Here is a 16,143-nt window from a genome sequence, read left to right on the forward strand (position 1 = left end):
TTATTGGGTAAATTGCCAAGGTAAACGATCTATTTTATCTCCAATTAGCTGCACGCTTTCTGCAGTAAGTTCTTCTTTTGCGTATTCTTCCATCATCCAGCCGCCATCTTTCTTTCTAATAAAACCAATAGGTTTATTATCTACCGTTACTCGGTACAAATTTTTTTCTATAGGTTTTACTTTTACCAATCTTTCTCCAAGGCTATATACCAGATGCTCTTCCATTCGGTAAAACTAAATTTTTATTTTAAACTATTTAGAAAAGGATTTCAACAACCTTTTGCTATTTTGCAGCCCTCAATTTTAGCAATGGAAGTCGAAGAAAATCTATATTACGTTAATCAAGTTTTCGAAAAAGTCTCAACCTTTCCAAAGGGATTAATAGAAACACAATTTGAAAAGTGTACTTTCATTAGCTGCGATTTTACCGAAGCAGATTTCTCAGGTTGTGATTTTATTAAATGCACTTTTGATGGCTGCAATTTAAGTATGATTAAATTTGGGTCAATTGGTTTTGATAAAGTGCAGTTTACGAATTGCAAATTGATTGGCGTAGATTTTTCGCACACTAAAGATTTTTTGTTTGGTGTAGATTTTACGAATTGCATTTTAGACTATGCAGCTTTTATGAAAAAGAAAAATCGTAAATGCCATTTTATTAATTGTTCATTAAAAGGAACTGATTTTTCAGAGGCAGACTTAACTTCAGCGGTATTTGAACGTTGTGATTTAAGTGCTGCGGTTTTTATGCGAAGCATTTTAAATAACGCCAACTTTACGTCAGCTATTAACTTTACCATAGATCCCGAAAAAAATCTGCTCAGAAAAGCAAAATTCTCAGCAGATGGTTTAGCAGGTTTGCTTACTACTTATGGCATCGTTGTTGAAGAGAGCTAGTAGAGATCTGATACTAAAAACTAATCGTCATCGTTTCAACCTACGTATTTAATATAAAATTTACATGAATAACTTTAAAAAATTAATTCCACTCGTATTATTAGCAGCATTGCCTTTTGTATCCTTTGGACAAAAGATTAATTGGCAAAACCTTGATCTTAAAAAGGATTCTATTTTTGGGATCAGTACTGAAAAAGCTTACACAGATTTACTTAAAGGGAAAAAATCTACCCCTGTATTAGTTGCCGTTTTAGATGGTGGTGTAGATTTAAACCATGAAGATTTAAAAAGAGTAATATGGACTAACAAAAAGGAAATTGCTGGTAACGGTGTTGATGATGACAAAAATGGTTATGTTGACGATTTACATGGCTGGAACTTTTTGGGTGGTAAAAATGGATCGATAGAATTTGAAGCCTTGGAACTTACTCGTTTAGTACGTAGAGATAATGCTCGTTTTGCAGGTGTAACTGCAGCAAATGTTCCTGAAAAAGATAAAACAGCTTATGAAACATTTATCAAGAATAGAACAGAAGTAGAAAAAGAATTAGCTACAGCAAAAAGTAATTTGGCTGGTATTTCTGGTTTTAAATTCGTTTTGGATGCTGTTGTGAAAAAAATTGGCAAAGAAAATCCAACTAAAGCCGATTTCGAAGCATTTAAATCTGAAGATGCACAAGCAATGAGAGTGAGAGAAGCTGTGCTTAATGTATTAAATGAGATGGATTTCAAAACTTTTTACGAAACTCAAATTGCTGAAGGGGTAAAATATTATACTACTCAGGTTAATTATAATTACAATGTTGATTATGATCCGAGAGCTATTGTGGGTGATAATCCTAATGATAGTAAAGAACGTTTTTATGGAAATAATGATATTAAAGGCCCAGATGCTTTACATGGTTCGCATGTTGCTGGTATAATTGGCGCAGACCGTACCAACAAAATTGGTGTTATGGGTGTAGCCGATAATATTATGATTATGGGTGTGCGCAATACACCGAATGGCGATGAAAGAGATAAAGATGTGGCGAATGCCATCCGCTATGCGGCTGATAATGGTGCAAAAGTAATAAACATGAGTTTTGGTAAAGGTTACTCATGGGATAAAGCGGCGGTAGATGAAGCTGTAAAATATGCTGTGAGTAAAGATGTATTGTTAGTTCATGCAGCAGGTAATGAAAATGCTGATATTGATGTAGAAAGTAATTTTCCTAATCAAAAATATTTAGATGGTGGTGTAGCAAGCTCTTGGCTTACTGTTGGTGCATCTGGACCAAAAGATGATGAAACGTTAAAAGCAGCATTTTCAAATTATGGTAAAACATCGGTTGATGTTTTTGCGCCTGGTGTTCGTATCACTTCTACTGTACCAGATAATAAATACATTGAAGAAGACGGAACGAGTATGGCAGCACCAGTTGTAACAGGCTTAGCCGCATTAATTCGTTCGTATTATCCAAAGCTTACTGCAATGCAAGTAAAAGAGATTATCATGAAATCTGTAGTGAAAGTTAATCACAACGTTTCAACAATGAAAGGTGCAGAAACAGTAAGTATTCCTTTTGCAGATTTATGTGTAACTGGTGGAATTGTAAATGCATATAACGCGTTAAAATTGGCAGCAACTTATAAGTAGAACTTTTCAACTGAATAGTATTTAGCCTCGATAATTTATCGGGGCTTTTTTGTTTATTTCTATTAAAAAAGCAATAAATTACTATGCATGCAGAATAAATTTAAAATCGGTTGTTGCAGAAAAGATAATTTATTAGATTTGAGAAACGGCAACACTAGTCAAGTTAAAAAGTCATCCCATGTCTACAACCATAACCAGAGTATTTGATCTTTTAAAGTATAACCTCGATAATTTTCCTAAACCAGAATTTATTAGTGGTAAAACCAATGGGAAATGGACAAAATACAGTACTCAAGAGTTTTGTGAAGTAACTGATAACCTTAGTCGCGGATTAACTACAATAGGTATTGGCAAGGGAAGTAGAGTTGCTGTAATGTCGCATAATAGACCAGAATGGAACATTTGTGATTTCGCAATTATGCAGTTGGGGGCTTATCAAATCCCCTTATATCCCACTTTAGCAGAGCATGATGTTAAGTTTATTATAGAGAATGCAGATATTACAGTAGTGTTTGTGAGCGATGAAGCAATTTATCATAAAGTAAAAGCTGTTGCTAAAGATTTAAAACACCCTATTAAAATTTACTCATTTAACAAAGTTGAGGGTGCTGAAAACTGGCAAGGGCTGATTGACACTGGAAAATCCAGTTCACAAATAGATTTAGAAAGTTATAGAGAAGCTGTAACAAGCGAAGATATTTTAACTTTAATTTATACTTCTGGTACAACTGGTACACCAAAGGGAGTAATGCTTACACATAATAATTTAGTACTAAATTTCGAGAAATCTGCTATTATTTTTCCTAAAGAAGTAAAAACTGCCCTTAGCTTTTTGCCTTTATCACACATCTTCGAAAGAATGATTTCTTACTTGTATGTGTATTCTGGAGTTTCTATCTATTATGCCGAAAGCATGGATACCATTGTTGCCGATATTCAAGAAGTTAAACCAAATGCGTTTTCTACCGTACCTCGATTACTAGAAAAAGTGTATGATAAAATTATGGAAAAGGGCAAAGACTTAACAGGAATTAAAAGAGGAATTTTCTTTTGGTCGCTTGCTTTAGCCGAAAAATATGATTTTAAAAATGGGTGGTGGTATAATTTTCAATTAGACATTGCTCGTAAATTGGTGTTCAAAAAATGGCAAGAAGCATTAGGTGGTCGCATTGTGGTGTTGGCATCTGGTGGTGCAGCATTAAATCCGAGATTGGCTCGTATATTTTGGGCAGCAGGAATGCCCGTTTTTGAAGGATATGGCTTAACAGAAACTTCGCCAGTAATTACAGTTAATCATTTTGGTGCAACCATGTTTGGTACGGTTGGCCCAGTGATAGAGGGAGTTGAAATTAAAATTGCAGAGGACGGAGAGATCTTAACGCGTGGTCATCATATTATGAAAGGTTATTATTTAAGAGATGATTTAACCGCAGAAAGCATAGATAAAGATGGCTGGTTCCATACAGGAGATATTGGGGAAATTTTAGAAGGAAAATTCTTAAAAATCACCGATCGTAAAAAAGAAATTTTTAAAACTGCCGGAGGAAAATACATCGCTCCTCAAATGCTAGAAAATAGATATAAAGAATCGCCATTAATTGAGCAAATAATGGTGTTGGGTGAAAACAGAAAATTCCCATCTGCATTAATTGTGCCTGCTTTCCCTGCTTTAAAAACATGGTGTGATAAGAAAGGAATAACCTATACTACCAATGAAGAAATGATTTGTAATGATCAAGTAATTGATAAATTTAATCGCATAATTGCTACATTAGGAACTGAATTTGGCAAATGGGAGCAAGTAAAACGTTTCGCATTATTGCCAAAAGAATTTAGTATTGATGGTGGTGAACTTACACCAAAGTTGAGCTTTAAACGAAAAGTTATTTTAGAAAAAAATAAAGACATTATCGAAAAGATTTATAAAGATGCAGAGAATTACAAAGTATAGATTAAAAATTACAGGATTTACCTGTGCAGTGTTTGTAGCAAGCATGTTGTTAAGTTGTGTTGGTGGTCAGCTGGGTAAAAACAACAGTGGTGAATTTAGAAATGGAATGGTCGTTTCTGCAAATGAAATCGCTTCGGAAGTTGGTGTTGAAATTCTAAAAAAAGGCGGTAATGCAGTTGATGCTGCTGTAGCTGTTCAATTTGCATTAGCTGTTGTTTATCCAAATGCAGGTAATATTGGAGGCGGTGGTTTTATGGTATATCGCTCTGCAAAAGGCGAAATCAACTCATTAGATTTTAGAGAAAAAGCAAGTGCAAGTGCAGGTCGAGATATGTATTTGGACGCTTCCGGAAATCCAATAGTTGATAAAAGCTTACATGGACAATTAGCTGCTGGCGTACCAGGTTCTGTAGCGGGTATGGCCGAAGCGCACCAAAAATATGGTCATTTAAAGTGGGAAGATTTACTTGCTCCAGCTATACGTTTAGCACAAGATGGTTTCAAATTATCTGCAAGACAGGCCAGAGAATTAAACGGATTAAAAGGAACATTTACAAAGTTAAATCCTTTAGGTACGGCATTGATCAAAGAAACTAAATGGGTAGAAGGTGATGTTTTAGTCCAAACAGAATTAGCAAATACATTAAAGTTAATCGCAAGTAAAGGTAGAAGTGGTTTTTACGAAGGTGCAGTAGCCGATTCAATTGTTGCCGAAATGCAACGTGGCGGGGGAATTATTACAAAACAAGATCTTGCATCTTACAAAGCAATTTGGCGTAAACCTGTTACCGGAGAATATAGAGGGTACGAAGTTGTAACTATGCCGCCACCTTCTAGCGGAGGAATTGCCTTAATCCAATTGCTAAAATCTGTTGAACCTTATCCTTTAACAAAATGGGGTTTCAATTCAGATTCAACTGTACAGTTAATGGTTGAGGCAGAACGTAGGGTTTATGCTGATCGAGCTGCACATTTGGGAGATCCAGATTTTTATCCTGTTCCTCAAACAAAGTTGATAGAAAATGGATACATAAAACAACGCATGAGTACATTTAATTGGCAAAAAGCAAGTACAAGTGCAGAAATTAGTGCTGGCGAAATTGCACCAAAAGAACATGAAGAAACTACTCATTTTTCCATTGTAGATAGAGATGGTAATGCGGTTGCAATTACTACGACTTTAAATGGTTCGTATGGGGCGGGTGTGGTTGTTAAGGGTGCTGGCTTTCTATTAAATAACGAAATGGATGATTTTTCTGTGAAACCTGGAGTACCTAACATGTATGGACTGGTTGGCGGAGAAGCAAATGCAATTGCACCTAATAAACGGATGTTAAGTTCTATGACGCCTGCAATTTTATCAAAAGATGGCGAATTATTTATGGTAGTAGGTACGCCCGGTGGTTCAACTATCATTACCTCTGTATTTCAAACTATTTTAAATGTGATCGATTTTAACATGTCGATGCAAAGTGCTGTCAATGCAAAGAAATTCCATCATCAATGGTTACCGGATGAGGTAGCAGTAGAAGATAAAGCAATAGATAGTTTAACAACAGAAAAACTAAAAGCTAAAGGCTATAAATTTGTTAATCGAGGTGCAATTGGTAGAGTAGATGCGATTCTTAAAACAAAATGGGGTTATTATCAAGGCGGAGCAGACCCAAGAGGAGATGATAAAACGGTTGGTTGGTAAATTGATAATAAAGCAATAGACTCTCTTTATAACTAAATAATCATGCGTAAAATCTTATTTCCGCTTCTCATTTTATCATTAATTAGCTCAATATTAAGTGCTCAAAGTAATGAAGCAAGTTTAGTTGCCCCGTTTATAAATCAGTATCAGGCAGATGAAACTATGCTGGGCCGTAAATATACATTAAAACGTTCTGAGGAATATTTTCAAAAAATGGAACGCTTTTACGAAGAGTGGCTGACAAAACTAAAGACATTGCCTTTTGCTAAACTTAATGTAAATGAACGCGTAGATTATACTTTGCTTAAACGAGATATCAACGCAGATTCTAGAGCCTTGCAAGAAGCATATACAGAATTCAAAAACACAAATTTTACTATTCCCTTCGCAAAAGCTATGATAGATTTTGAACAAAAAAGAAGGGTAGGGAAACAGCAAAATGGTAAACAAACAGAAGAGATTTTCAATACACTAAAAAATGATGTAGATAATACAACCAAAGCATTACGCAATCAGCAACTTAATATAAGTCCTGTTCAAGCAAATTGGGCTCAGCAAACGGTTAATCAATATTTAACGGTTTTTACAGAAGCCTATAAGTTTTACGATGGCTACGATCCTCAATTTACAAAAGCTACTAAAAGCAGTTATCCAAATGTGGTGAATGCATTAAAAGAGTATGCTGCAGAATTAGGTAAAATCGCAAAACTATCAAATACAAAAGATGATGGTAGCGGAATTGTAGGTATTCCTATCGGAAGAAATGCTTTGTTAGCTAATTTAAAAGATGAAATGATTGCTTATACGCCAGAGCAAATAGAAGCTATCGCAATGCGAGAATTTGCATGGTGCGATGCAGAAATGTTAAAGGCATCTCAACAAATGGGTTTTGGTAACGATTGGAAAAAAGCATTAGAAAAAGTAAAAACAGATTATCCAGAATTAGGGAAACAACCCGAGCTAGTTTACGAATTGGCTAACGAAGCAATTGATTTCGTAGAAAAAAATAAGCTCATAAAAATTCCAGTTATGGCCAAAGAAGGTTGGCGAATGAGAATGTTAAGTCCACAGGAACAACAATTTGCACCTTTCTTTTTGGGAGGAGAATCAGTTTTAATCGCTTATCCGACAGAAGACATGAGTGAGGATGCAAAAATGATGACCTTGAGAGGGAATAACAGACATTTTTCTAGAGCTGTTGTTTTTCATGAATTAATACCTGGTCATAATTTGCAATATTATATGCAAAGCAGGTATAAACCCTATCGAAGAGGTTTTAGTACTCCTTTCTGGACAGAGGGCTGGTCATTATATTGGGAAATGTTATTGTGGGATAAAAATTTTGCGAAAACACCAGAAGATAAAATTGGAATGTTGTTTTGGAGAATGCATCGCTGTGCTAGAATTATTTTTTCTATGAATTATCATTTAAGCAAATGGACACCAAAACAATGCATAGATTTTTTAGTAGAACGTGTTGGATTTGAAAGAGCAAATGCTGAAGCAGAAGTACGTCGTTCATTTACTGGGGGATATGGGCCACTTTATCAAATAGGATATATGCTTGGTGGATTAGAATTTAGAGCATTACATAAAGAATTGGTAGAAAGTGGTAAAATGACAGACATTCAGTTTCACGATCGCATTTTAAAAGAAAATAATATGCCAGTGGAAATGGTGAGAGCAATTTTAACACAACAATTATTGCCTGAAGACTTCACTACCAAATGGAAATTTGCGGGTTTAATCCCTTAAAATCAAACAAAAAAGGTATTCATTTGTTTGCCTCCATCCCAACACTTTTGCCTAATCTTTGTATAGCAAACCACACACTTTTTAACATTTTTTAACATCTCGAATAGTCTAATAGAAATGTGTTAAGTACTTGTAAATAAAGACAATAAAGTAAACATATTAATTTTTAACCCAGCTTTGGTATAGCGATTGACTATTGGAACGTAAATGTCAAAACGCTTATTAAAATTAATATTATGAAACTTAATTTATTAAAATGTTTACCAGTTGCCTTAGCTGGTTTATTTATTGGTAGTGCTGCACAAGCACAAACTTCAACATCTACAATGGAACCTTTTAGAACATGGTCTATTGGAGTTAATGCAGGTGTAATTTCACCAATCTCACCACTTGGTGGACAAAACGATTATTCTAACTGGGAATCGAGTTTTGGATATGGTTTGTATATTAAAAAACAAATTACACCATATTTCTCTTTACGTTTAGATGGAAACAGAGGTAGCGCCAAAGGTGATAACAATGAGCCTTATAATAGTGGGGGTGTAAATGTTAGTCCGTTTAAATCATTTTCAACAGATTTAAATTATTCAGGTAGTTTAAATGCTGTAGTTAATATGTTTAATTGGAGCATGTTTAAACAACAAAATAATGCACAGTTATATGGATCTGTAGGTGGTGGTTTTGCAAATTATACTACAACTACGGTTAGCTCTGGTGGTGCAACAGTAGAGAATGAAACAGTAAATAGAATGATTATCCCAGTAGGCTTAGGCGCTAAATTTCGTTTAGCAGACGCAATAAATCTTGATTTAGGTTGGACCATTAGCTTTGTTGATGGTGATACTTTTGACGGTTATGCAAGAGGTGGTAACGATAAATATAATTACGCTTACGCTGGTTTAGAATTTGCTTTAGGTAAAGGAAAACAATTAGCTTTTTATAGCCCAACAGCAGCAACTTATGACGAAGCTTTAGCTGCTAAAAACATTGCTAATGGTTTAAAATCAGATTTAGATGCTCAAAAAGCAGAAAATGCTAGATTACGTTCAGAAATGGGCGATTTATTAAAAGATAGTGATGGTGATGGAGTAGCAGATAAATTAGATAAATGTCCTGGAACTCCTGCAGGTACAGTAGTTGATGGTTCTGGTTGTCCGTTAAAAGTACCAGCTCCACAGGTAACTGAAAAAGTAATTGTTACAGAAGCCGATCGTAAAGTTGTTGCGGATGCAATTAAAAACTTAGAATTCGATTTAGGTAAAGCAACTATACGTTCAAGATCTTATCCTACTTTAAATAGAGTAGCAGCATTATTAATGGAGAAAAACTTTAGCTTAAAATTAGCTGGTCATACAGATAATACAGGTTCAAATGAATTAAATATGCGTTTATCTAAAGATAGAGCAGAATCTGTAAAAGCTTATTTAGTATCACAAGGTGCTAATGCAAGTAGAATCGAAGCTACAGGTTATGGAGAAGATCAACCAATTGCAACCAACAAAACTGCAGCTGGTCGTCAACAAAATCGTAGAGTAGAATTTACTTTATACTAAAAAAAATCATCCCCCATATAAAAGCGTTTCGAGCAATCGAAGCGCTTTTTTGTTTTAATCCAAATGATCTTTACTAACGTTTTATCATTTCGAAGACGCGGAATATCTTTAAAAACTATCTTGCACTGAATAATTTCTTAAAATGTTTTGAAAAACAATGTCAGCGCTTTTGGCAAATTCAGTCCTTCTTTTCGTTTTACTTCGCTACGCTTCGTGCTCACTTCAATAAGGTTTATGTGGAAAAAGCAATGGTTCTTTTGAAAATTTGCAACCCCTTATAGTAGCACAATCATAATTTAATAGCCCTGATTGAAGCAATATACTTTTTGCGGTCATCTTGAGCTCTGCGAAGGGGCAAAAAGATTTAGCGTAAAGCAGGAACGAGTTTTAATTATAGCTGCCAAATTGCGCTTCTAAAAACTAAACTTCGACAAATTCTTCCAGACGCCTAAAACTTTGTCAAAAGTTAAATGGAGCAAAAAATTATTTTCAAATTCTACTTGCATTCTAAATTCTTATTATATAAATTTGTTATGCAAGCATAGTAATTAATGAAGCAGAAAGAAACAGTAGATTATTTTTTAAAGGTAGTGTGGCAAAACATTTCCAACACTTATAACCAAATTGCCGGTGGCTTTGGAATTACACAAGCTATAGGATATGTGCTCATCAACATTGAGGCCGAAGGAACAGCAGTTTCAGCACTTGCAGCTTTGCTTGGTGTTAAAGCTACAAGTTTATCGCGAATGTTAAATAATATGGAAGAACTAGGTTTAATTTACCGCGAAACCTCTACGGGTGATAAGCGTTCGGTTAAAGTATTTTTAACCCCATTTGGCATTGAGAAAAGAAAATTGGCCAGTAATGTGGTGATCAAGTTTAACGAATATTTAAATGATAAATTAAGTTCGAAAGAAAAAGATCAATTGATATCAACCTTAGATAAAGTGAACCAATTAACCTTGGCTTACACAACTATAAAAGAGAATGATGAAAAGAATAAATAAAGTAGCTGTATTGGGATCGGGCATTATGGGTTCTCGTATCGCCTGCCATTTTGCCAACATTGGTGTAGAGGTTTTGCTTTTAGATATTGCTCCAAAAGAGTTGAGTGCCGAAGAACAGGCAAAAGGATTGGCTTTAACTCATCCAGCAGTAAAAAATCGTATTGTAAATGCAGCTTTGCAAACAGCTGTTAAAACTAATCCATCTCCAATTTATTCGCAAAGTGTTTTAAAAAGAATTAGCACGGGTAATTTTGAAGATGATATGGCTAAAATTGGCAATTACGACTGGATTATTGAGGTCGTAGTTGAAAATTTGGGGATTAAACAAAAGGTATTTGAGCAAGTTGAGCAATTTCGTAAGCCAGGTACCTTGGTTACTTCAAACACTTCGGGTATTCCGATACACATGATGGCCGAAGGTAGAAGTGAGGATTTTAAAGCTAACTTCTGCGGAACACACTTTTTTAATCCACCACGCTATTTAAGGTTGTTGGAAATTATTCCTACACCTTATACTAAACCAGAATTGGTAGATTTCTTAATGCATTATGGTGATAAGTTTTTAGGTAAAACGACTGTTTTATGTAAAGATACACCTGCATTTATTGCTAATCGAGTTGGGGTCTATTCTATCATGTCGCTATTACATTTGGTAGAGAAAATGGATTTAACTGTTGAAGAAGTAGATAAGTTTACTGGTCCAGCTTTGGGCAGACCAAAATCTGCTACTTTTCGTACAACCGATGTCGTAGGATTAGATACCATGATCAAAGTATCAAAAGGATTGTATGATAACTGCCCTGATGATAAAGCCCACGATTTGTTTAAACTTCCAGATTATGTGCAAAAAATGGAAGCTAACAATTGGTTAGGAGATAAAACCAAGCAAGGTTTCTACAAAAAGACAAAAACGCCTGAAGGTAAAACAGAAATATTAGCGTTGGATTTGAAAACGCTCGAATATCGCCCGCAACAGAAAGTGAAATCTGCTACTTTAGAAATGACAAAAACCATTGAAAAAGTTGCAGACAGAATGAAAATTTTTGCAGCTGGAAAAGATAAAGCGGCTGAATTATTTAGAGCATCTTTCTTTGGTTTGTTCGAATACGTTTCAGACCGAATTCCAGAAATTTCTGAGGAATTGTATCGTATAGATGATGCAATGCGTGCTGGTTTTGGTTGGGATTTAGGCCCGTTTGAAGTTTGGGATGCTGTTGGTGTTCAAGCTTCAATAGATGGAATGAAACAATATGGTCATACGCCAGCAAATTGGGTTACAGAAATGTTGTCGGCTGGACATACTTCATTCTATAAAGTGGAAGATGGTATTAAAAAGTATTACGATATCCCTTCAAAAGCCTACAAAACAATTCCAGGAGCTGATGAATTTATCATTCTGGATAATTTAAGAGCTAATAAAGTGCTTTGGAAAAATAGCGGCGCTTCAATTATCGATTTAGGCGATGGTATTTTAAATGTAGAATTCCACTCTAAAATGAACACAATTGGTGGTGATACTTTATCTGCTATTAACAAAGCGATAGACATGGCTGAGAAAGATTATCGCGGTGTGGTAATTGGTAATGATGGTGCGAACTTTTCGGCAGGTGCCAACGTTGGAATGATTTTCATGATGGCTGTTGAACAAGAATGGGAGGAGTTAAATATGGCTGTTCGCCTATTCCAAAATACATCGATGCGCATTCGTTACTCTTCAATTCCAGTAGTTGTTGCTCCGCATAATTTAACCTTAGGCGGTGGTTGCGAATTTAGTTTACATGCTGATTTTGTACAGTTGAATGCGGAAACTTACATGGGATTGGTTGAATTTGGAGTGGGTGTTATTCCTGGCGGTGGCGGAAGTAAGGAATTTGCTTTGCGTGCATCAGATGAATACAAAGTCGACCAAATTGTTCAGAATACAATGAAAGATCGATTTTTAACTATCGGAATGGCTAAAGTTTCCACTTCAGCAATTGAGGCGTTTGAATTGGGCTATTTGCAAAAAGACAAATATGCAATTACTATGAATAGAAGTAGATTAATTGCCGATGCAAAAGCTAAAGCAATTGAATTGGCGGATGCAGGTTACACTAAGCCAGTGCAACGAAAAGACATTAAAGTTTTGGGTAAACAAGGTTTAGGAATTGTTTATGCAGGTGCAAACACCATGTATTCTGGTAATTACATTTCAGAACATGATAAAAAAATATCCGAAAAATTAGGATGGGTAATGTGTGGTGGAGATCTTTCATCGCCAACAGAAGTTACAGAACAATATTTATTGGATTTAGAAAGAGAAGCCTTTTTATCGCTTTGTGGAGAACGCAAAACTTTAGAGCGAATACAGAGTATAGTAACGAAAGGCAAACCTTTAAGGAATTAATTAAAAGAAATAAAGATTAAGACCTAAAGTTTATAAGAATTAAATAAGATAAATCGATTGAGAAGTATGATCCTACTGCTTAATCCATAATCAAAAATAAAATGCAAGAAGCATATATAATAGCAGGACTTAGAACAGCTGTAGGTAAAGCACCTCGTGGTGTATTTCGTTTTACAAGAGCTGATGAACTGGCAGCGAATGTAATTAGAGAGTTGGTGGCCTCAGTTCCAAATTTGGATAAGGAGCAAATTGACGATGTAATTGTCGGTAATGCAACTCCAGAAGCAGAGCAAGGTTTAAATATTGCACGGATGATATCGCTGATGGGATTAGATACTGACAAAGTTCCAGGAGTAACAATCAACCGTTATTGCGCATCAGGTTTAGATACCATTGCGACTGCGGTTGCTAAAATTAAAGCAGGCATGGCAGATTGCATTGTAGCAGGTGGAGTAGAGGTGATGTCGGGGATGCCCTTTGGGGGATGGAAATTAGTTCCAAACCCAGATGTTGCAAAAACAAATCCAGATTGGTACTGGGGAATGGGCTTAACGGCTGAAGCAGTTGCTAAAGAATACAATGTAAACAGAGAGGATCAGGATGAGTTTTCTTTTAACTCGCATCAAAAAGCCATTGAAGCCATTAAAAATGGACATCTAAAAGCTGGAGTTTTGCCAATTACAATCAATGAAAACTACTTAGATGCAAATATGAAAAAGCAAACTCGCTCTTATGTTGTAGATACAGACGAGGGGCCGAGGGCAGATACTACCGTTGCAGCTTTAGCTAAATTAAAGCCAGTTTTTGCTGCTAATGGTGTAATTACTGCTGGAAATTCTTCACAAACATCAGATGGAGCGGCTTTTGTATTGGTCGTATCTGAAAAGAAAATGAAAGAATTAGGTGCTGAACCAATTGCTCGTTTAGTAAGTTATGGTGTTGCAGGTGTTCCGCCTCGCATTATGGGTGTTGGGCCGATCGAAGCCATTCCGAAAGCATTAAAACAAGCTGGGATGAAACAAGATGATATCGATTTAATTGAACTAAATGAAGCTTTTGCTTCTCAATCATTAGCTATTATCAGAACATTAGGCTTAGATCAAAGTAAAATCAATGTAAATGGTGGAGCCATAGCTTTAGGTCACCCACTAGGTTGTACTGGTGCTAAATTATCTGTTCAATTATTTAACGAATTAAAAAGACAAGATAAAAAATACGGAATGGTAACCATGTGCGTAGGCACAGGACAGGGTGCGGCTGGTATTTTTGAAATATTTTAAGAAATATGCAGGAAGCTAGGATTTAATTCTTAACTCCTTAATCATTTAAAAAATGGAAACTACAGACAAAAAAACAATTAAAGGTGGCGAGTTCTTAATTACTGAAACCACTTACCAGGATGTATTTATTCCTGAAGAATTTGATGAGGAGCAACAGATGATTGCACAGACTTGTCGAGACTTTTTAACTGCAGAGATTAATCCAATTTTGGATAGAATTGATAGCCAGGAAGAAGGTTTAATGCCATCTTTGATGGATAAAGCAGGTGAGCTAGGAATTTTAGGAGTTTCTATTCCTGAAGAATATGGCGGTTTTGGAAAAAACTTTAACACCTCAATGTTGGTGGCTGATGTTTGTGGCGCTGGTCATTCTTTTGCGGTAGCCTTATCTGCACATACGGGTATTGGCACACTTCCAATTTTATATTATGGTAATGAAGCACAAAAAGCTAAATACATTCCTAAGTTAGGTACAGGTGAATGGAAAGCTTCTTACTGTTTAACTGAACCAAATTCTGGTTCGGATGCTAATTCTGGTAAAACAAAAGCCAAGTTGACAGATGATGGAAAACATTATGTGATCAATGGACAAAAGATGTGGATTACCAATGGTGGATTTGCTGATATCTTTATCGTTTTCGCAAAAATTGATGATGACAAAAATCTAACAGCATTTATCGTTGAGAAAGATTTTGGTGGCATCACTATGAATCCAGAAGAACACAAAATGGGAATTAAAGGCTCATCAACTCGTCAAGTGTTTTTTAACGATTGCCATGTGCCAGTAGAAAACATGCTTTCTGATAGAGAGAATGGATTTAAGATTGCTGTAAATATTTTAAATATTGGACGTATAAAATTATCTGCAGCTGCTATTGGCGGAAGTAGAGAAGTTTTAAATCATGCAGTAAATTATTCAAATGAACGTATTCAATTTGATAGACCAATTTCTAAATACGGTGCAATAAGATTTAAAATCGCCGAGATGGCATCTAAAATTTATGCTGTAGAATCTGCAAATTATAGAGCCGGTCAAAATATCGATGATGCTTATGATGAATTAGTGGCAGGTGGTATGGATGAAGGTAAAGCTAAGCTAAAATCAACTGAGCAATTTGCTGTAGAATGTGCCATTCTTAAAGTTTGGGGTTCTGAAGTATTGGACTATGTGACGGATGAAGGTGTGCAAATCTATGGTGGAATGGGTTTTAGTGCCGATGCACCAATGGATAGATCTTATCGTGATGCTCGTATCAACAGAATTTTTGAAGGTACAAATGAAATCAATCGACTTTTAACAGTTGATATGATGTTGAAACGTGCTATGAAGGGGGAATTAGATTTGATGACTCCTGCAACCGCAGTAGCAGCAGAGCTGATGTCTATCCCTGATTTTGGCGAAGAAGACACTACTCGGTTCGCTGCAGAAAAGAAGATCATTCAAAATTTAAAGAAAGCGACATTAATGGTAGCAGGAGCTGCGGTTCAAAAATTGATGATGAGCTTATCTAAAGAGCAAGAGATTTTAATGAACATTGCTGATATGGCAAGTTATGTTTACATCGCTGAATCTGCTATGCTTAGAACAGAAAAATTAGTCTCACTCCGTGGGGAAGAAGCTTGTAAAGGGCAGTTAGATATGATGAAAATCTATTTTGTGGAAGCAGTTGATGGAGTACAAAAAGCAGGAAAAGAAGCCTTATGGGCATTTGCAGAAGGTGATGAGCAAAGAATGATGTTGGTAGGACTACGTAGATTTACAAAAATGGAACCATTTAATGTAAAACAAGCTCGTCAGAATGTTGCACAACAAATTATCGATGCGAATAAATATATTTTCTAAGAGATAAGTATAAGAGTGTAAGGTTTAGAGTTTAAGCGTTTAGCTAAAACTCTAAACCTTTTTCGTTTTAATGATAAATTGTACTTTCAGCATTAATTCTCAACCTTTTGGAATGTTAAAATTGGTTAAAAATTGC

The 16,143-nt window shown here is 35.6% G+C and carries 11 protein-coding genes; 10 read left to right on the plus strand and 1 reads right to left on the minus strand.

Annotated elements, in window-relative coordinates; translation table 11 throughout:
- Positions 1-225, minus strand: a complete 225-nt coding sequence (locus tag HQN85_RS09870) for a hypothetical protein (RefSeq protein WP_173271696.1) — start codon at positions 223-225, stop codon at positions 1-3.
- Positions 226-309: 84 nt separating this feature from the next.
- Here HQN85_RS09870 and HQN85_RS09875 point away from each other — a divergent pair, with 84 nt between their 5' ends.
- The 10 genes from HQN85_RS09875 to HQN85_RS09920 all read left to right on the plus strand — a co-directional run bounded on the left by HQN85_RS09875 (position 310) and on the right by HQN85_RS09920 (position 16,007).
- Entirely contained in the window at positions 310-897 is a 588-nt protein-coding gene (locus tag HQN85_RS09875; protein WP_173271698.1) for a pentapeptide repeat-containing protein, read from the plus strand.
- 64 nt (positions 898-961) lie between these two features.
- Entirely contained in the window at positions 962-2,536 is a 1,575-nt protein-coding gene (locus HQN85_RS09880) for a S8 family peptidase (protein ID WP_173271700.1), read from the plus strand.
- Between the two features lie 178 nt (positions 2,537-2,714).
- On the plus strand, positions 2,715-4,487 hold the full coding sequence (locus HQN85_RS09885) for an AMP-dependent synthetase/ligase (protein ID WP_173271702.1): 1,773 nt from the start codon (positions 2,715-2,717) through the stop codon (positions 4,485-4,487).
- Positions 4,465-6,183: a gamma-glutamyltransferase gene (gene ggt / locus HQN85_RS09890; protein WP_173271704.1), complete on the plus strand. Its 1,719-nt coding sequence runs from the start codon at positions 4,465-4,467 to the stop codon at positions 6,181-6,183. Before HQN85_RS09885 ends, ggt begins: the two co-directional genes overlap by 23 nt.
- A gap of 42 nt (positions 6,184-6,225) precedes the next feature.
- Positions 6,226-7,938, plus strand: a complete 1,713-nt coding sequence (locus HQN85_RS09895; protein ID WP_173271706.1) for a DUF885 family protein — start codon at positions 6,226-6,228, stop codon at positions 7,936-7,938.
- Positions 7,939-8,174: 236 nt separating this feature from the next.
- Positions 8,175-9,491: an OmpA family protein gene (locus HQN85_RS09900; RefSeq protein WP_173271707.1), complete on the plus strand. Its 1,317-nt coding sequence runs from the start codon at positions 8,175-8,177 to the stop codon at positions 9,489-9,491.
- 551 nt (positions 9,492-10,042) lie between these two features.
- On the plus strand, positions 10,043-10,498 hold the full coding sequence (locus HQN85_RS09905; RefSeq protein WP_173271709.1) for a MarR family winged helix-turn-helix transcriptional regulator: 456 nt from the start codon (positions 10,043-10,045) through the stop codon (positions 10,496-10,498).
- Positions 10,479-12,884, plus strand: a complete 2,406-nt coding sequence (locus HQN85_RS09910) for a 3-hydroxyacyl-CoA dehydrogenase/enoyl-CoA hydratase family protein (RefSeq protein WP_173271710.1) — start codon at positions 10,479-10,481, stop codon at positions 12,882-12,884. The genes HQN85_RS09905 and HQN85_RS09910 overlap by 20 nt, the downstream gene beginning before the upstream one ends.
- A 101-nt stretch (positions 12,885-12,985) precedes the next feature.
- Positions 12,986-14,164 (plus strand): acetyl-CoA C-acyltransferase, encoded by a 1,179-nt coding sequence (locus tag HQN85_RS09915; RefSeq protein WP_173271711.1) that lies wholly within the window; start codon positions 12,986-12,988, stop codon positions 14,162-14,164.
- 52 nt (positions 14,165-14,216) lie between these two features.
- Positions 14,217-16,007 (plus strand): acyl-CoA dehydrogenase family protein, encoded by a 1,791-nt coding sequence (locus HQN85_RS09920; RefSeq protein WP_173271712.1) that lies wholly within the window; start codon positions 14,217-14,219, stop codon positions 16,005-16,007.
- Positions 16,008-16,143: the final 136 nt, after the last annotated feature.

The sequence above is a fragment of the Pedobacter boryungensis genome (genome assembly GCF_013204825.1).
GTDB classification, from domain to species: Bacteria; Bacteroidota; Bacteroidia; order Sphingobacteriales; family Sphingobacteriaceae; genus Pedobacter; species Pedobacter boryungensis.